The sequence below is a fragment of the Myroides injenensis M09-0166 genome, from assembly GCF_000246945.1.
Lineage (GTDB): Bacteria > Bacteroidota > Bacteroidia > Flavobacteriales > Flavobacteriaceae > Flavobacterium > Flavobacterium injenense.
The window spans coordinates 47,434-66,473 of the sequence record NZ_BAEX01000002.1; the positions used below are offsets into that span (position 1 = coordinate 47,434).

The 19,040-nt window shown below is 32.8% G+C and carries 14 protein-coding genes; 10 read left to right on the plus strand and 4 right to left on the minus strand.

Annotation, left to right across the window (positions count from 1 at the left end; genetic code table 11):
• Positions 1-179 precede the first annotated feature (179 nt).
• From RH98_RS00705 to RH98_RS00715, 3 genes are all read right to left on the minus strand, one after another.
• Positions 180-980: a porin family protein gene (locus tag RH98_RS00705; protein WP_010249410.1), complete on the minus strand. Its 801-nt coding sequence runs from the start codon at positions 978-980 to the stop codon at positions 180-182.
• Entirely contained in the window at positions 970-2,055 is a 1,086-nt protein-coding gene (locus RH98_RS00710; RefSeq protein ID WP_010249411.1) for a PCMD domain-containing protein, read from the minus strand. The genes RH98_RS00705 and RH98_RS00710 overlap by 11 nt, the downstream gene beginning before the upstream one ends.
• A 212-nt stretch (positions 2,056-2,267) precedes the next feature.
• Positions 2,268-3,800: a bifunctional GNAT family N-acetyltransferase/carbon-nitrogen hydrolase family protein gene (locus RH98_RS00715; protein ID WP_010249412.1), complete on the minus strand. Its 1,533-nt coding sequence runs from the start codon at positions 3,798-3,800 to the stop codon at positions 2,268-2,270.
• Between the two features lie 155 nt (positions 3,801-3,955).
• Here RH98_RS00715 and RH98_RS00720 point away from each other — a divergent pair, with 155 nt between their 5' ends.
• From RH98_RS00720 to RH98_RS00765, 9 genes are all read left to right on the plus strand, one after another.
• The gene (locus RH98_RS00720; protein WP_010249413.1) at positions 3,956-4,291 is read left to right on the plus strand and encodes a single-stranded DNA-binding protein; all 336 of its coding nucleotides are present in this window, start codon (positions 3,956-3,958) and stop codon (positions 4,289-4,291) included.
• Between the two features lie 144 nt (positions 4,292-4,435).
• Positions 4,436-5,125, plus strand: a complete 690-nt coding sequence (locus tag RH98_RS00725; RefSeq protein ID WP_010249414.1) for a response regulator transcription factor — start codon at positions 4,436-4,438, stop codon at positions 5,123-5,125.
• Positions 5,115-6,479, plus strand: coding sequence for a sensor histidine kinase (locus RH98_RS00730; protein WP_010249415.1), 1,365 nt, complete (start codon positions 5,115-5,117; stop codon positions 6,477-6,479). The genes RH98_RS00725 and RH98_RS00730 overlap by 11 nt, the downstream gene beginning before the upstream one ends.
• 1,174 nt (positions 6,480-7,653) lie before the next feature.
• Entirely contained in the window at positions 7,654-8,349 is a 696-nt protein-coding gene (locus RH98_RS00740; RefSeq protein WP_010249419.1) for an MgtC/SapB family protein, read from the plus strand.
• Between the two features lie 19 nt (positions 8,350-8,368).
• Positions 8,369-9,763 (plus strand): magnesium transporter, encoded by a 1,395-nt coding sequence (mgtE, locus tag RH98_RS00745; RefSeq protein WP_026038654.1) that lies wholly within the window; start codon positions 8,369-8,371, stop codon positions 9,761-9,763.
• Positions 9,764-9,970: 207 nt separating this feature from the next.
• Complete coding sequence (locus tag RH98_RS00750; RefSeq protein WP_010249423.1) at positions 9,971-11,086, plus strand: efflux RND transporter periplasmic adaptor subunit; 1,116 nt, start codon at positions 9,971-9,973, stop codon at positions 11,084-11,086.
• A 21-nt stretch (positions 11,087-11,107) separates the two neighbouring features.
• On the plus strand, positions 11,108-14,218 hold the full coding sequence (locus RH98_RS00755; RefSeq protein ID WP_010249425.1) for an efflux RND transporter permease subunit: 3,111 nt from the start codon (positions 11,108-11,110) through the stop codon (positions 14,216-14,218).
• A gap of 7 nt (positions 14,219-14,225) precedes the next feature.
• Complete coding sequence (locus RH98_RS00760) at positions 14,226-15,524, plus strand: TolC family protein (protein WP_010249426.1); 1,299 nt, start codon at positions 14,226-14,228, stop codon at positions 15,522-15,524.
• Positions 15,525-15,536: 12 nt separating this feature from the next.
• Complete coding sequence (locus tag RH98_RS00765) at positions 15,537-16,238, plus strand: outer membrane beta-barrel protein (protein WP_010249427.1); 702 nt, start codon at positions 15,537-15,539, stop codon at positions 16,236-16,238.
• Between the two features lie 95 nt (positions 16,239-16,333).
• On the opposite strand, the gene RH98_RS00770 is transcribed toward RH98_RS00765, so the two are convergent.
• Positions 16,334-17,023 (minus strand): HAD family hydrolase, encoded by a 690-nt coding sequence (locus RH98_RS00770; protein ID WP_010249428.1) that lies wholly within the window; start codon positions 17,021-17,023, stop codon positions 16,334-16,336.
• A gap of 317 nt (positions 17,024-17,340) precedes the next feature.
• Between RH98_RS00770 and pafA the strand changes: the two genes are divergently transcribed.
• Positions 17,341-18,996 (plus strand): alkaline phosphatase PafA, encoded by a 1,656-nt coding sequence (gene pafA / locus RH98_RS00775; RefSeq protein ID WP_010249429.1) that lies wholly within the window; start codon positions 17,341-17,343, stop codon positions 18,994-18,996.
• The last annotated feature ends 44 nt before the right edge of the window (positions 18,997-19,040 follow it).

Sequence of the window (19,040 nt, forward strand, 5' to 3'; positions counted from 1 at the left end):
TTTATGTTGTAGTTAGTGATTTTTTTAAAACTATTTAATATAAGTCTTATTGAAATGGTTGATTTTACAAGTAATTATCAATTATGTGAAGGTAGAATATAAAAAAACAGAGGTACATCGTCTGATATACCTCTATTTTTTTGTATGTATTTGTGATTTTTATGTCTAAAAGTCTGAAATTAAAATTGATAAGCGAAGCCTAAGTTTAAATATATACTATACATCTTAAATGATATTGCGTCAAAATCTTTTTTGAATACACCATTTAATCCCCAGTCAAGTTCACCAAATAATCTAAAATGACTATTCATTTTCCATTCAGTCCCGAATTGTGCACCCCATTGAAAGCGGTTTAGATTCTCTGAAAAATCATAATTACCTCTAGCTTCTCCTTCAAATTCTATTGGATTACCGATAGGATCTCCATCTCTAAGTACTCCATCATAGACATATCCTGTAAAATCTTTATCAATTAACGCAGATAAATAGACGCCTCCAAAGATGTTCCAGTTTTCTGTAGTATTATAAACTAGTGAGATGGGAAATGTTACATAAGTATTTTTAGCATTTGTTTTTACATTTCCTGTAAAGTATCCTCTTACTTGCTTACCTTCTTCGCCATCAATCTGCGTAAGGTAGTTTTTTACCTTAGCATCTGTTTTCATACCTCTGCCTTCAAATCTTAAACCTGCCCTTAAGCCAAGTTTTTGATTATCATTAAACCACTTAGTAGCATTTGCTTCTAGTCCTAGTTGTAGAGTAGGGTTATAGCTATTAATTCTTCTAATTTCTACAGGCATACCTAATGGGCTACTACCTCCTATACTAAATTGTGCTCTTATCTGAAAATCAATATTCTTAGTAAAGAAATTAGTAGTTATACCTTCATTATCTTGCGCAAGACTAATAGGCTGAAAAACTATAAATAGGATCAATACCCATAACGTTTTTTTTATCTGGTTTTGAATCTTACTTCTCATATACTAATTCTATTTCATCAACAATTAGTGTGCTACCTACAGCACCTATAAATTTCTCTCCTTCTATACTCGAACTCATCACTATAGTTAACATATACTCTTCTTTTGGGTTAAAGGTTTTCCCATCTTGTAATAGGAATGGAGCTTCAAATTCAGTCCAATTATCTGTCTCTATACGTTGTTCTGGGTTAATTCTAGCAAGTGCTATCATACGTGTATCTTTGAAGGCATGATCACCTTCTAAATAATTATTTTTATCTCTCTTTTCAAATATAATTGCATAGATATCGAATGTGTCAACTGCTCCTTTAATTTCATTGTTGAATTTATCTGTTACTTTCTCACCTTTTTTGTATTTGAATACACCTCTTAGTGCTTTTGGTAAATCTCCACTATATGGTTCGCCAAACTTTGTTGACTTAGAAGGAAACAAGTTGTTAAGTTTAAAATCTCCAATAAATAAATTACCTGCAGCTATGGGTTTGTTATCCCATGCACCTACTTTCCCTGTACTTATAGTTTGCATGTTTACAGCATATCCATTATTACGTCCTGGTATTGCACTAGTAGGGTATCCTTGTGGTGGGGTAGAACCAGCTAATGTTGCATACCCTTGATTACCACTTTTCCATATATATAAATGTTCGCCATTAGATCCAATTTCGTAAAATTGATGATATCTATTTTTGTCCACAAGTTCATAATTGTTGAAGTTGTAAAAAGTGCTTAACTCATCACTTGTAAAACTTACAGTGTATGTTTTTTGCCATCTTTGATCTTGGGCAGTGACAACATAAGTTTGAGATTTACTAAAATCTCTTGTAATGCCGTTATCTGGTGTTATTGTAGCATTTGGCGAAAGTGTAAAAACTGGAGATTGCTTAGTAACATCTACATTTGATTTTACTTTAAAAGTTACGGAGGTGTTAGTTATTGAAGGTTCTGTTCGTTGACTTTCTTTAGGGATATAAGCACCTGTGATATCTGCATTAGTATCTAATTCTTCTTCTTTATAGCAACTTACAGTCAATAATAAGCATGCAGTAAGCAGTAAGAAAATACTCGTTTTTTTCATTATTACTTTCGATTGATTAACAATATCTCATTTGCAACTATCTTGCCATTATGTGTAAAATTACTCGTGAATGTAATTATTACTACGGATGATAGCCATTTTTGATTAACTGAGAAAGCGAGATTTTTAATAGGTGCTAATTGGTATTTATAAAAAAATAAGGGCTATTTACTCATTGTAAATAGCCCTTATTTTAATGATAGACTTCTTTTTTATAAACTATTCTTTTTTCTAGTTTCATATAAATCTAGCCTTCTATCTTTCAATATTTTTACACTACCATGTTCATGTAACTCTTTTAATAAGTCAACATCAACATCGACAATTAAGGTCATCTCTGTATTTGGTGTAGCTTCTGCTTTTACACCATTTGTAGGAAAGGCAAAATCTGATGGCGTAAATACAGCAGCTTGAGCAAACTGAATATCCATATTATTCACCTTAGGCAAGTTACCCACACATCCTGCAATAGCTACATAACATTCATTTTCTATTGCTCTTGCAGCAGCACAGTTACGTACACGTGTATAACCATTTTGCGTATCAGTTAAGAAAGGGACAAATAGTATATCCATACCTTCATCAGATAGCAATCTTGATAGCTCTGGGAACTCCACATCATAACAGATAATAATACCAATTTTTCCACAGTCTGTGTCAAAAGTCTGTATTTTAGAGCCACCTTTCATTCCCCAATAGAATACTTCATTAGGTGTTATATGTATTTTAGAATACATTTCATAAGTACCATCTCTTTTACATAAGAAACCAACATTATATAGTGTCCCATCAATTAAGTAAGGCATACTACCTGTGATAATGTTTATATTATAAGAGATAGCAAACTCTTGAAATTTTTTGCGAATAGGGTCAGTAAATCTTGCTAACTCTCTGATTGAATCTGCTTCTGACAAGTGATTGTAGTCTGCCATTAATGGAGCAGTAAACAACTCAGGGAACATAGCGAAATCACTTTCATAATCTGATACAGCATTAATAAAGAACTCTGCTTGGTCAAAGAATTCCTCTAAATCATTTAGAGGTCTCATTTGCCATTGTATTAACCCTAATCTGATGACACTTTTCTTTGCGTTGATTAGCTGGATATCTTTTTCGTAATAGATGTTGTTCCACTCAAGTAATACAGCATATTCTTTTGAGCTAATATCTCCCTCTAGATAGTTGCGCATTAAACGAACCATGTGGAAGTCATTTGCCATCTGGAAAGACATTACAGGATCGTGAATTTCTTTTGTTTTAACTTTTTCGAGATATTGTTTTGGAGTTAATTCTTCGGCGTATTTTGAATAGTTGGGAATACGACCTGCAAAGACAATTGATTTTAAATTTAATTGCTCACATAGCTCTTTACGGGCATCATATAGACGACGTCCTAATCTTAAACCTCTGTATTTTGGATGAATAAATACGTCTATTCCATATAGAACGTTTCCATTAATGTTATGTGTATTAAAGGTAGAGTAACCCGTTATCTGTTCATAGGTGTGAGCAGACATTGCTTGTTTTTCATCTATAATTAAAGACAAGGCTGATCCTACAACAACATCATCTACTAGAATTACTAATTGTCCTTCTGGAAATACTCTTAAAAGATTTTCTATTTCATCTTTGTCCCAATATGGATCTTCTAATTCTTGGTAAGACTCAAGCATCGATTTTTTTAGTTCTAAGTAATCATCGATTTGAAGATTTCTTAGTTCTACTTTATTGATTTCAATATCCATAAATTTTTTTCTGCAAGATACAAAGAAATCAAAGTATTATAAAGAATGTATGTGTGAATATTATACAAATAATGCAGAAACAAAGGGAGTTTTAGAGAGATAAAGGTTGTTTATTTTGTTTAACTTAACAGAGTGTTAATCTAAAAAATAATTTTATGAGTTCATTAAAAAATCGAGTTCAGTTAATTGGTCGCGTTGGGCAGGATCCAGAGGTTAAAAGATTTGATGGAGGAAGTGTAAAAGCTACTTTGTCGATAGCAATAAACGACGTTTATTACAATGATAAGAACGAAAGAGTAGAAAGTACGCAGTGGCATAATCTTGTATTGTGGGGCAAAACAGCTGAGATTGCGGAAAAGTTTGTTACTAAAGGAAAAGAGATCGCTGTAGAAGGCAAGCTAAACAATCGATCATTTGAAGACAAAGAAGGGAATAAGCGCTATGTTACTGAGATTATAGTTTCTGAAATATTGTTATTAGGGTCTAAATAGTTTTTTGCTAAGTAATTTTTATATTGAGTAAGTAGTTTAGAAAGAAGAAATAGAATTGTTTTTTCTAGTTTCTGAGCTTGCTTACTCAATTGTCATTTATAAAAAAATCTTAACTTGCCCAATATCTATAAAATAGAGTAAAAAATGATTTCTATCTTAGTTATTGAAGATGATATCCGAGTGGCAGAATTGTTACAAAGAAGTTTAGAAGAACAACAGTATAAAGTAGATATTGCATACGATGGGTATTTAGGAAAAAAACTTGCCTTGCAGAAGAGTTATAATCTAATTATTACGGATGTAATTCTGCCCAAGATTAATGGTATTGATTTATGTAAAGAGTTGAAAAAGGAAATACCTCAAGTTCCTATTATTATGTTGACTGCCTTGGGGACAACAGATGATAAGGTAGAAGGCTTTGATGCTGGAGCGGATGATTACTTAGTAAAACCTTTTGAGTTGCGCGAACTCTATGTTAGGATTCGTGCTTTATTAAAGCGATTTGAAAATAGTAGCAATCCCAATAGTCATTTATTAAAGTATGCTGATTTAGAACTTGACCTCAATGAGAAAAAATTTATGCGTTCTGGCGTTGAAATTCACCTTACACCAAAAGAGTTCAATCTTATTCAATACATGATGGAAAATCCAGAGAGAGTACTCTCTCGAACAGAGATATCTGAAAAAGTATGGAATACGCATTTCGATACGGGGACTAATTTTATAGATGTCTATATCAACTATTTGCGCAAAAAGATAGACACTGATCCATCAAATAAACTTATACATACCAAATCTGGTATGGGATTTATGTTGAAGAAAAATGAAGATTAAAGCGAGATTACGATTTTGGTTTACCCTTTTAGTTGCAACAATTTTACTTGTATTTGCAGGTGTTCTTTATTGGTCTTCATCCACAAATAGGGAAGAAGAGTTTTATGAAGAATTAGAAAAAGAAGCAATTACAAAAGCAAAACTGTTCTTAGAAGCTAAAGTAAAACCAGAAACGCTGCACAAAATATACAAGAACAATAGCGAAATAATTAATGAAGTAGAGGTTGCTGTATATGATTATGACTTTAAATTGCTTTACCACGATGCAGAAGAAATAGATCGTGTCAAAGAAACCAAGGAGATGATTACCCGCATTATTGATAACGGTGCGGTTCATTACAAGCAAGATGACTGGCAAGTAATAGGTATGAAATACACCTTTAACAATAAGCCATATGTTATTACTGCAACTGCTTTTGATGAATATGGTTATACCAAACTGAAGAATATGTTTTATACCATAATATTTTTGTCAATTATTTCTCTTGTTATTATCTATTATGTGGGGGGATTTTTCGCCGATAAAATATTATTACCTATAAAACGAATGAATAAGGAGGTCAATAATATTACTGCTACTAATCTTGATTTGCGTATTAGTACAGAACAGAATAAGGATGAGTTAGGAGCTTTAGCAGATACTTTTAATGAAATGTTGAACAGACTAGAAAGTTCTTTTGATGCTCAAAAGCAGTTTGTTTCTAATATTTCTCATGAGCTTAGAACTCCATTAGCAGCTATTATTGCAGAACTCGAGTTAGCATTAGCCAAAGAGCAAAATAAGGAGTATTATATACAGACTATTACTAATGCTTTAGGCGATTCAAAAAAAATAGTTCGTTTATCTAATAGTTTATTAGATTTTGCAAAAGCGAGTTATGATCCATCTGAAATTGTCTTCAAGCAAGTTAGAATAGATGAGGTGCTTCTAGATGCTTGTCACAAATTACAAAAGTCAAAGCCTAATTATAAATTTAACTTTATTATAGATGATTCGGTAAGTAGTGAGGAATATCTCAATCTACTTGCAAATCCTTATTTAATAGAAGTAGCATTTACTAACCTATTAGAAAATGCCTGTAAGTTTTCAAAAGATCAACAATGTAAAATAGTTCTGGCAGTCAATCAACAACATCTTGAAATTAAGTTTTCAGACAATGGAATAGGTATCTCTACAGAAGATATTGAAAATATTTTTAAACCTTTTTATAGAGGCTCTAACCAAACATATAAGGAAGGTAATGGTATAGGACTAGCTTTGACAAATAAGATTGTTGTTTTACATAGAGGGAAACTACATGTAGAATCAGTAGTAGGAAAAGGAACAACCTTTACTATTGAGTTCAGGAGTTAATTTTTAAAGGGAAAAATAACGCAATCAGGCGTTTATATAAAAAGGGTAGATAATCAGTTATCTACCCTTTTTATATTCTTACAAGTGGAGCAATGTTATTTCGCAATTAAGGCAATGTTTGTTGATTAATATTGAACCAACTTAAATCTGTTGTAATTGATACCACGATGAAGGTACAATGATAGCGCAATGATGCCGCTAAATGATGGGATTTTAGCGGGATCATTGCGGCATCATAGCGGCATCATAGCGGTATCATAGCGGCATCATTAGCCAAATGAGCAGTTCAATTTTACTTTTTTGCTTTTAAAGTAATTTATTTATGAATAAGCTAAGTCTATTTTTTTAATTCATATTAATAGGAATAAAATGTTATATTAGATTAAAATATATTCCTTACTTATTTGATTACTATAATAATACTTTTGTTTTTTTAGAATATATTTGATAAATATAAAATGTTTTTTAATATGAAAAAGAGTGTTGTAGTACTATTAACTTTAGTCATTCTTTATAGTTTCTATAATTTTTATTTTGTAGAAGAAGAAGTGAGTATACTTGATTATCAGTTTTATTTAAAAGATATCACTTTCTACGTTTATTTTTTAATCTCAGTATTTTTAGATTTGATTCTTGTATATTTTCTTTTTCGTAATCAAAAAGGGAGCACAATTATTTAAGTGATTTTATACAACTCGTTTTAGAGATTTTTTTTAAAATAGCGATGCTAATTCGATCATTTATTTATTAGTAATGCATTGGTTGATCATTCATTACTATTTTTATTTTTCTTCTTTCTTTGCACTTTTATTGTAAACTTGAGAACTAATTTTTCTCGAAAGTAAGTTTCTATTTATAGACATGCTTAGTCTTTAGTTAGTTATTGTTACTTTATATATCTTTTATTATACTCATTTCTTTTAAGTCGTTGTACATATAACTTTTGACTTTGTGGTAGTTCTTGAATAAGAAATACCAGTATTCTAATAACATTCTAATTTTTTTCTATAAGCTTTCTAATAGCCCGTAAAGCGGGCTTACTCTACTTTTGCCCCAACAAAAAATAGATGATATGGACATTGAATCCTTTAAGAGAAAGTACAATTAATGATCCTACTGAAATTGTTGGTATAACTTATGTGCAATGTAGTAGGAGGTAAAAAAAGAATGAGTTATGACAATTACAGTATTTATTTTAAGACTAGTGCTTGCTTTTTTTCTTGGTGCCATGATTGGTGCAGAAAGACAAGTAAGACAAAAAAGTGCAGGTTTAAGAACTAACACCTTGGTAAGCATCGGAGCAGCAGGATTTGTTTTAATGGCTTATCAAATTGGAGGAGATGCTACTGGCAGGGTGGCATCGTATGTAGTGAGTGGTATTGGTTTTTTAGGCGCTGGTGTCATCATGAAAGATGGATTTAGTATCAGAGGTCTAAATACTGCTGCTACGATTTGGTGTTCTGCTTCTGTAGGTACGATGTGCGGTGTAGGACTATGGAAAGAGGCTATCGTAATGGCAATATTAATCGTAATGGCACATTTGGTGCTTCGTCCAATAGGAACTTTAATGAATAAATTATCCTTTGAGTCTGAGCACGATTCTGCGGAAGTACATTACGAAATAGTAGTGGGGTGTAAAGAAGCAGTAGAAAACGATATCCGCATTATGGTGTTAAAGCATTTAAAAGGACAAAAAGATTTACAAATGCGTTCATTAAAAAGCTCTGATAATGGCAATCCAGCTTTTTCATATTTAAAGTTTGAGGTGTATTGCATAGGTAGAAAAGATGAGGTATTAGAACAAATTGCACAAAAGGTTTCTTTAGAATTTGGTGTTTCTGAAGTGTCGTGGGAATTAACAACTTATTAATCGTTAACATTGAGAAGGTATGAAAAGAATGATAAGAGGAAATATGCAGTTACAAAAAATTGCAAAAGACTTTCAAGGTCTAGAGCAGATGATGACAATGATTCCTATGTTAAAGAAAATGCCCATTATTGATATCAGCGAAACCTTATCACTAATGGATAATAAGGATTTGCTGATTATCTTAAATGAGTTTTCACTAGAAGAGCAAGGGGATATTTTTGCGGAGTTTGCATTAATAAAGCAACTTACTTTTTTTCAACAGATTAGTAAAAAGAGGTTTTCTAGAATTTTTGAGGAAATGCCATCGGATGCCAGAGCAGATTTATTCCAGATATTAACACAACAGGAGCAAATAGATTTATTGCCTTTTTTGTCCAAAAAGATTAGAGAAGATGTATTGGCATTGAGTACTTATCCGTCTGATACAGCAGGAGGTATTATGATTACTGATTTTGCTACAGTTTCTAAAGAGATGACTTGCTTTGAAGCTATACAAAAAGTAAGATTTGATGCCCCTTCTAAGAAGACTATCTATTATGTATATGTGGTAGATGAATCTAAAACACTTTTAGGCTTTATCACCTTAAAAGATTTGATTATCGCAGAACCCGATGATCTAGTAAGTGCACTATTGCATTCTGAATTTGTATTCGGTTTTGTAGAGGAAGCAAGCGAATTAATAGCAGCTAAAATTGATAAGTATGAACTTGTTGCACTTCCTATTCTAAACAATAAAAAACAATTAATAGGTATAGTAACACATGATGAGGCGATGGATGTGATTCAAGCTGAACATACTGAGGATATGGAGCGTTTCATGGGGATAATGAGCAGTAATGAGGATACTGATTATAATAGAGCTTCTGTATTTAGCCATTTCAAAAGGAGAGTTGTTTGGCTTGTAAGTTTAGCATTAATAGGAATATTTGCTGGATTAATTATTCATAAATATGAAGCTGCTTTATTGCAAGTGATTATTCTAGTGCTCTATATGCCTATGGTAGCAGGGACTGGGGGAAATGCAGGTAGTCAATCTGCTACCGTTATTATTAGAGCATTAGCATTGGGACAGGTTACGGTAAAGTCGTGGTTTAAGGTGCTGTGGAAAGAGACAAGGATATCATTGATGTTAGCTTTTTGCCTTGGGGTATTAGCATTTGTCTTAGTAATGTTTTTGAGTTGGAGCAATATTGAAATACTTCCTTTCTCTATTGAGAAAATAGGTTTTGTCGTTGCGGTCTCACTTTCATTACAAGTTATCTCATCTACAATTATAGGAGCTACATTACCTCTTATTGTTAAGCGTTTTGGAGGAGATCCTGCTGTTGTCGCTAGCCCTGCTATTGCAACTATTGTAGATATATCTGGATTGCTAATTTACTTTAGCATAGCTTCTTATTTTTTTAAGATTTAGAATAGCATAGTTATTGATGTATTAAGAATAGGATAAATAAAATTAGATGAAAAGATATAGATTTCGTTGTGATTTAAGTCCATACGGGTAAAATTGGATGCATATTTTGTTAATATTCATTAGATGTTTCATAACTTTATAAGAATTGAAGTTTTCGACATCTTTTTTGAAAAAATAAGAAATTTTATAATTTAAAAATCATACATAATGGCTAGAAAAATACATATTATCGGTATTTTAAGCTTGAGCGTCTTATTGAGTTTTTGTTCTGATAAAAAGGAACAAAGTGGTGAAGCAGCTCAATATCAAGTAGAAAATCAAGTGATAACTCTTACCGAAAATTCTAATATTAAAAGTAGAATAAAAGTAACATCTGTAGAAGAAGAAGATTTTACATTTGACTTGGTAACTGCGGGAGTAGTAAAAGCAATTCCCAACCATTATGCTGAGATAGCATCTCCATTTTCTGGACGAATAATCAAATCTTTTATAAAGTTAGGTCAAAAGGTAAAAGTGGATACACCATTATTTGAAGTATCATCACCAGATTATTTTGACGCTCAGAAAGATTATTTTGACTCTAAACAAGAATATAAACAAGCCTCTCTAAACTTAAAAAGACAAGCTGATTTATTAGAAAATGGTGTAGGAGTAAGACAAGAATATGAAGAGGCTGAAACTGAAAACTCAATTGCAAAAGCTGCTTTTGAGAATGCTACAGCGGCTATTAAGATATATAATGTCAATCCAAATACTTTAGTTCTTGGTCAACCATTAATAGTACGCTCACCTATAGATGGCGAGATACTTGAAAATAATATAGTATTAGGTCAATACATTAATGATGATGCAGAACCTGTAGTGAAGATTGCTGCCTTGAATAAAATTTGGATTGTAGGAAAAGTAAAAGAGAAAGATATTCAACACTTGGCAAAACTTAACAAAGTACAAGTAGAATTATCTGCCTATCCAGATCAACCTATTGTAGGTACTATCTATCATATAAATGAAATTGTAGATGAAGAAACAAGAAGTATCGATGTTTTGATTGAAGCAGATAATGATACGAGAGTATTAAAACCTGGGATGTACGTGAATGTTCGCTTCATCGACCAACCCGAAAAAGTAATATTAGTTCCTTCGCGTGCTGTATTACAAGGAGAGGATAGTTCATTTGTCTATGTTGAGGTAAGCCCTAACTCTTATCAGCAGAAGAATATTGAAGTAGGGGGAGTTTCAGGTGATAAAACGGTTGTACTTTCTGGGCTAAACAAAGGCGATAAAGTTGTATATGAAGGTGGAATCTATTTGCCTAAACTGTAATAATCAAAAAAACAAAACAAGATGAAAAAAAGTATAATAGATATAGCTATTCACAAAAGATGGCTAGTTGCTGCTTTATTTGCATTGCTATGTATTTTTGGATATTATTCATGGAAGCAACTATCTATTGAAGCTTACCCAGATATTGCAGATACAACTTCTCAGGTAGTAACTCAAGTACCTGGTTTAGCAGCTGAAGAAATAGAACTTCAGATTACTATTCCTATTGAGCGTGCATTAAATGGGATGCCGGGAATGCACGTAATGCGTAGTAATAGTACGTTTGGATTATCAATGATTACAATCGTTTTTGAGGATGGTGTAGATGATTATTTTGCAAGACAGCGAATTCAAGAGCGATTAAATGGTGTCGAACTTCCATACGATGCAGTTCCAGAATTAGATCCATTGACATCGCCTATTGGGGAGGTATATCGCTATATTATAGAGGGTGATGGATACAGTTTACGCGAATTGACAGATTTACAAAACTTTGTCATTATTCCTAAGCTAAATCAAGTTTCTGGAGTAGCAGAGGTAACTAATTTTGGAGGAATTACTACTCAGTTTCAAATCGAGTTAGATCCTCGTAAGTTAGAACAATACGATTTATCGCTGAGCGATATAACTGAAACTATTGAAGAAAATAACGTTAACTCTGGAGGAAGCGTATTGACTAGAGGAGATTTAGGTTATGTGGTTCGAGGAATAGGTTTAGTAAAAGATTTAGAAGACTTAGGAAAAATTGTAGTAAAGGCAGAAAATGGTATTCCAGTATTCTTAAATGATTTAGGACGTCTGAAATATGGAAATGTAGAACGTAAGGGAGTTTTAGGATATAGTGATAGAGAACGTGATTATTCTGATAGTATTGAAGGTATTGTTCTGTTATTAAAGGGAGAGAATCCATCTGTTGTACTTGAAAAAATCCATCAATATGTCGATGAATTGAATAATGGACTTTTACCAGAAGGGGTAACTATTCATACTTTCTTAGATCGTACCGATTTAGTAGATACTACCTTACATACTGTTTCGACTACGTTAATAGAGGGAATCAGTTTAGTAGTTATCGTATTAATTGTGTTCTTAGGAAGTTGGAGAGGTGCATTATTAGTAGCTATTACTATTCCTGTATCGTTGCTTTTTGCATTTATTATGATGCATTTTACTAATATTCCAGCGAACCTTCTTTCATTAGGAGCGATTGATTTTGGGATTATTGTAGATGGTGCAATCGTAATGATGGAGTCTATACTCAAGAAGCGAGAAGATAATCCTGAGGAAGAATTAAAAGAGAAATCAATAGCGCAACGCGTAAAAGAAGTAGCAAAACCTGTGTTTTTTGCAACAGTAATTATTATTACTGCTTATTTACCTCTTTTTGCTTTTGAACGTGTAGAGAAAAAATTATTTACACCGATGGCATTTACTGTAGGGTATGCTTTAATAGGTGCATTATTAGTCGCATTGATATTAATACCTGGACTGGCCTATGCTGTTTATCGCAAACCAAGAAAGATTTATCACAATAAATGGTTAGAAAAACTTACTGCTTTATATCACAATCGAATTATCAAAATTATCAGTAAGCCAAAGCAAGTGTTTTTGCCTATCATTATTATTTTGGTTATTACAGTAGGATTAACTGCAAAAGTGGGTAAAGACTTTTTACCTCCATTAGACGAAGGATCAATTTGGTTACAAGTTACTTTACCTCCTGGAATTTCATTAGAGAAGTCTAAAGAACTAAGTGATACATTACGAGCTCGCACGATGAAATATGATGAGGTAACCTATGTTATGGTACAAGCAGGTCGTAATGATGATGGGACAGACCCTTTTACGCCATCGCATTTTGAATGTTCAGTAGGTATTAAGCCTTATAAAGAATGGCCTAGTGGGAAAACTAAAAATGATTTAATTGAAGAATTAGCAGCTGAGTACGAAACATTACCTGGATTTACAGTAGGATTTGCTCAGCCGATGATTGATGGTGTGATGGATAAGATTTCTGGAGCACATAGTGAGCTTGTGGTAAAAGTATATGGTGAAGATTTTCACGAGACAAGACGTATTGCTAACGAGGTTTTATCAACTCTTAAGACAGTAGATGGAGCAGTGGATTTAGCCATTGATCAAGAACCACCTTTACCACAGTTACAAATACATGCTAATAGAGATAAGATTGCGCAGTATGGATTAAATGTTTCTGATGTTGCGGAATTAATTGAAGTAGCAATAGGGGGGAAGGCAATTTCTCAGATTTTCATAGGTAATAAAGTATATGATATTAGTGCTCGCTATACGGAAGAGAGTAGAAATACTCCAGAGAAAATAGCAGGTTTAATGTTGACTTCTAGTACAGGTGCGAAAATACCACTGTCACAAGTAGCAGATGTAAAAACGAGTACAGGTGAAAGTACAATAACTCGTGAAATGAATAGACGTCATTTAACGGTTAAACTAAATGTTCGTAATAGAGATTTAGCTTCCTTGCTGAAAGAGGCACAACAAAAGATTGAAAGTAATGTGCAATATGACCATGAGAAATTCCATATCGAATGGGGTGGACAGTTTGAAAATCAGAATCGTGCTTATAGTAGATTGGCTCTTATAATACCATTGACTCTATGTTTAATGTTTGTATTGCTATATGGAGCATTCGGTCAATTCAGACAAGCAGGTTTATTAATGATTGTCGTTCCATTAGCATTATTTGGAGGAATGTTAGCACTTAATATTAGAGGAATGTCTTTAAATGTTTCTTCTGCAGTTGGATTTATTGCACTATTTGGTGTAGCTATTCAGAATGGTGTGATCATGATATCTCATATCAATGACTTGCGCAGAAAGGGATATGCACTTAAAGAAGCAGTTATGAATGGTGCTGAACAGCGCTTTAGACCTGTATTAATGACAGCGACTGTGGCTGTGTTAGGATTGTTCCCAGCTTCAATGGCGACAGGAATTGGATCAGATGTTCAACGACCTTTAGCTACAGTAATAGTATATGGATTACTATTTGCAACAATATTAACCTTATTTGTATTGCCAGCACTTTATTATATGGTTGAGCGCAAATGGGGAAAGGATAGTGATTTTGTTAAGAACGAATTAGAAGAAAATTAGCATCAAAATGAATGTATTTAAAAAATATATAAGTGTAGGTTTGGTGATGACTTTTTTGGGAAGCTCATTGTATGCGCAAGAACTGCATACAGAGCTTTCTCCAAGAAAGAGCCCATTAACTTATCAGGAGTTTATTGCTAAAATGGCAACAAACAATCTTAGTTATGCTGCAGAAAAATTCAATATTGATATTGCAGAAGCAGAGGTTCAAGCTGCAAAGGTATTTCCTGATCCAGAGTTGAGTTTTGGTTGGTTTGACAATCAGCAAAATAGAATGCAAATGGGATATGGCTTTGAGGCGGAATTGTCTTGGGATTTAGAGTTAGGAGGAAAACGAAAAGCTAGAAAAAACTTAGCACTTGATCAGAAGTTATTAGCAGAACTTGAATTGCAAGAGTTCTTCCAAACATTAAGAGCAGAATCCACAATAGCTTTCTTAGAAGCAATGCAAAATAAGATGCTTTATGATATACAGAAAGACTCTTATGAGTCGATGTTGCAAGTTGCAAAATCAGATAGTATACGACATAATCTAGGTCAAATAAGTAGAGTAGATGCTATACAAAGTAGATTAGAAGCTAAATCAATGTGGAATGAATTACAGGATGCAGATGATACGTGGGAAAATAGTCTAATCGAAATAAGAAATATTATAAGTGTACAGCGACACGATTCTATTTATATTCCAGAAGGCAACTTTGGTAAGTTTGATCGTCTATTTAATTTAGATGATTTAATAGTGACTGCGCAGAATAATAGAGTAGATTATCTAGTAGCAAAACAAAATAAAGTTGTCGCTGCTCGTCAGGTTGCTTTAGCAAAAGCAGAAAGAGTAATTGATTTGGGGTTGAATGTTGGGGTTGAGAATAACTCTTTCGTTAAAAATGCGGTAGCCCCTACACCAGGTAATACAGTGGTCAAAGCTGGAATATCAGTTCCCCTTAAGTTTTCTAATAGAAAAGAGGCAGGGTTAAAGACAGCCTTATATGAAGAGAAACAGGCTGATCTTGAATACACAATGGTTGAGCTAGAACTTGAAAAGGAGATTACACAAGCTTTCAGAAATTATCTTACCAAGCAAAAACAAATACAACGTTTTGAGAAGGGAATGTTAGCTGAAGCAAAAGAGGTTTTTGAAGGGATGAAGTATAGCTATCAAAGAGGAGCTAGCAGTTTATTAGAGGTGTTAGAGGCTCAACGAACTTACAATGAAACACAACAGTCTTATGCAGAGACATTATTTGGATATGCAGAAGCTTTGGTTGAGTTAGAGAAAGCAGTTGGAATTTGGGATATTGATTTTTAAGAGAGTAAGACTATGAAAAAAATTATATTGAGTTTGGCATTACTAATAGGATTTACTGTTAGTGCTCAAGAAATAAATGATGATAGTAAAGGTAGAACTACTTTTGCAGTTAAAGCAGGATGGTTACAATCTACTTTAAAAGGGAGTGATGTAGATTACTTAGCAATAGATGGAAAAATCGATAAACGCAATAATTTCTTTGCAGGTGTTAGCGTAGATAATAGTTTAGGACAGTATTTTGGGTTAAAACACGAACTTTTTTATCAGAATTATGGTGCTGGATTTAAAAGAGAACTAGATGACAAAATATTTGATGCTAAATTAGAGATGCATAGTTTAAAGCTTCATCCAATTAGTGCTGTATTTAAAATCGAAGGCTTTCAGATTTATGCAGGACCTTATGTAAATATGCTTTTGTATTCTTCAATAACATCGATTGATGAAGAGGGGAAAAAATATAAAGATCACGGAATATTTGGTACTACAGAGGATGATCAAGAAGATAGCAAATATTTGCAGAAGATGGATTATGGTATTGTAGCTGGATTAGAATATCAATTCAAGTTTGGATTAATTGTAGGAGCTCAATATTCAAGAGGGTTTGCATCTATTTTTGACAACTCTAATACCTTTGGAGTAGAAGAAAATACTGGAGCCAATGATTTCAAAATCTATAACGAGAGTTTCAACGTATTTTTGGGCTATCGATTTTAATAGATAAGCATTGCTAGAAAAAGAAAATCTACTAAATATAAACGGGTGATTAAGTTAACTTAATCACCCGTTTATATTTTATAAGATAGGAAGATTTAGAGTAATAAATCTTTTACTTCTGATAGTTTCTTAACTGATTTAAAGTTGTCGTGAATGATTGGATGTTCTATATGCTCGTGTAACCAAGTTGTGTGAAATGGTACATGTACAGCATGTCCTCCTAATTCTAGCACAGGTAGAACATCCGAACGCAAAGAGTTACCAATCATGATAAATTCTTCAGGATTAACATCTAATCGCTTTAAAAGTTTCTGATAATCTATCTCTTCTTTGTCAGTCATTACTTCAATATGATGGAAGTAAGGACCTAGTCCAGATTTGGTAAGCTTTCTGTGTTGGTCTTTTAAATCACCTTTAGTAGCGACAACTAACTTATATTTATTCTGTAATTCTTTTAAAATTTCTTCTACATCATCAATTAATTCTACTGGTTTTGTGAGAAGTTCTTTTCCAATCTTAGTGATTTTGTCAATTATTTTTATGCTTGCAGTGCCTCTTGATATTGTATGAGCTGCTTCTATCATTGATAGAGTAAAACCTTTAATACCATAGCCATAAAGGGGGAGATTGTCAATTTGTGTTTTAAATAGTATTTGAGATATACTTTGATGAGTTAGGTAATCTTCAAGTAAAATACAAAACTGTTGTTCTGCTTCATTAAAAAAAGGTTCATTTACCCACAGCGTATCATCTGCATCGAATGCAACTACTTTTATATCCTTCATATTCATAATTGTGTGTTATAGTCTATTCTCAAAGATAGATAAAATTGGTGGGAATTGTTTTTGCTGCTTAAGATTAATAAGGATCGAAGCCATCTCGGCTTTTTAGTTTTCTGAAATTTCTATACCTCTTCTTTATTTTACAAAAGTCAAGAGGACCTCATTGATTATTTTGGGTTAATTAAAGGTTTTTTGAAAATTATATTAGTGTTAATGTTTGGATTTAGCGGGTAAATTTTTTTGTAGACAATCATAGTTTAATAGATTTGTAAATAATTCACGAAAGATTTATTACTAATCAATCAACTAAACAACTTACAATGAAATTTAAAACAAACATGTTATTAGCAGCTTGCTGCTTATTTTCTATTTCAATTTTTGCAACTGAGAGCTTGCCAAAGCCAAAATTAGTTGTAGGAGTAGTCGTTGACCAAATGAGATGGGACTATTTATATCGCTACTACGATCGTTATTCAGATACTGGATTTAAAAGATTATTGAATGAAGGTTTTTCTAGTGATAATACGTTAATTGACTATATTCCAACTTATACTGCAATTGGACATAGTACTATATATACAGGAAGTGTTCCTGCTGTTCATGGGATTGCTGGAAATGATTTTATCATTCAAGCAACAGGTGAAAGCATGTATTGTACACAGGATGATGATGTTGTAGGAGTAGGTGGCGGTGCTGGAAAAATTGGAAAGCAATCACCAAAGAATTTATTGGTATCTACTGTAACAGATCAGTTGCGCTTAGCTACAAATTTTCAATCAAAAGTAATTGGTATTGCTATTAAAGATAGAGGTGGAATTTTACCTGCTGGGCATTTTGCTAACGCTGCATATTGGTTTGATGGTGAAACTGGAAATTGGATTACAAGTACTTTTTATATGAATGACTTACCTAAATGGGTAAAATCATTTAATAAGAAAAAAGTAGCTGATGATTATTTCAAACAAGGATGGAAAACATTATTTCCAATTGATACTTATGTATTAAGTACTGCTGATGATAATGACTACGAAGAAACATATAAAGGTGAAGACAAACCAGTATTCCCAAGAGATTTAGTAAAATTGAAAAAAGAGAATGGCTATGATTTAATTAAAGCTACTCCTTTTGGAAATAGTTTAACGTTAGATTTTGCTAAAGAAGCTATTGAGAGTGAGCAATTAGGTAAAAATCCTGCAGGAGTTACTGACTTTTTAGCTGTTAGTTTATCTTCTACAGATTATGTAGGTCATCAATTTGCAATTAACTCAGTAGAAATTGAAGATACTTATTTAAGATTAGACCGTGATTTAGGAGCATTTTTAGCTTACTTAGATGAAAAGGTTGGAAAAGGAAATTATACTTTCTTTTTAACTGCAGATCACGGAGCAGCACATAATCCTAAATATTTTGCTGATCAAAAAGGTAATTCAGGTTACTTTAGTACGCTAAGTGCTAAAGAAGAATTGAACAATAAGCTAGAGAAAAAGTTCAAAGAGAAAGACATTATAAAAAGCTTGACAAATTATCAAGTACACTTAAATAATACTTTAATAGCAGAGAAGGATCTAGACGAAGAAGATATTAGAGAATTGATAGTGAAAGAAATGAAAAAGATAGAAGGTATTGCTTTTGTTACTGATATGGATAAAGCTGCGCTATCTAGCATTCCTCTAAAAATACGTGAGCGTATTGTCAATGGTTATAATATTAAAAGAAGTGGGGTAATTCAGTATATTTTAGAGCCACAATGGTATAGTGGACGTAAAGATGGAAAAGGAACTACTCATGGAACATGGGGGTCTTATGACGCGCATATTCCTGCAATATTTATGGGGTGGGGTGTAAAACAAGGAAATACTTTACGCGAAACTCATATGACGGATATAGCACCTACAATTGCTAGTATTTTGAGAATTGAGGCACCTAATGGTAATATTGGTACACCTATCATTGAGGCTATTGATATTAAAGAATAGTAGAGAATAATAGCATATTTTATTTAAAAGCGAACTTTCAATTT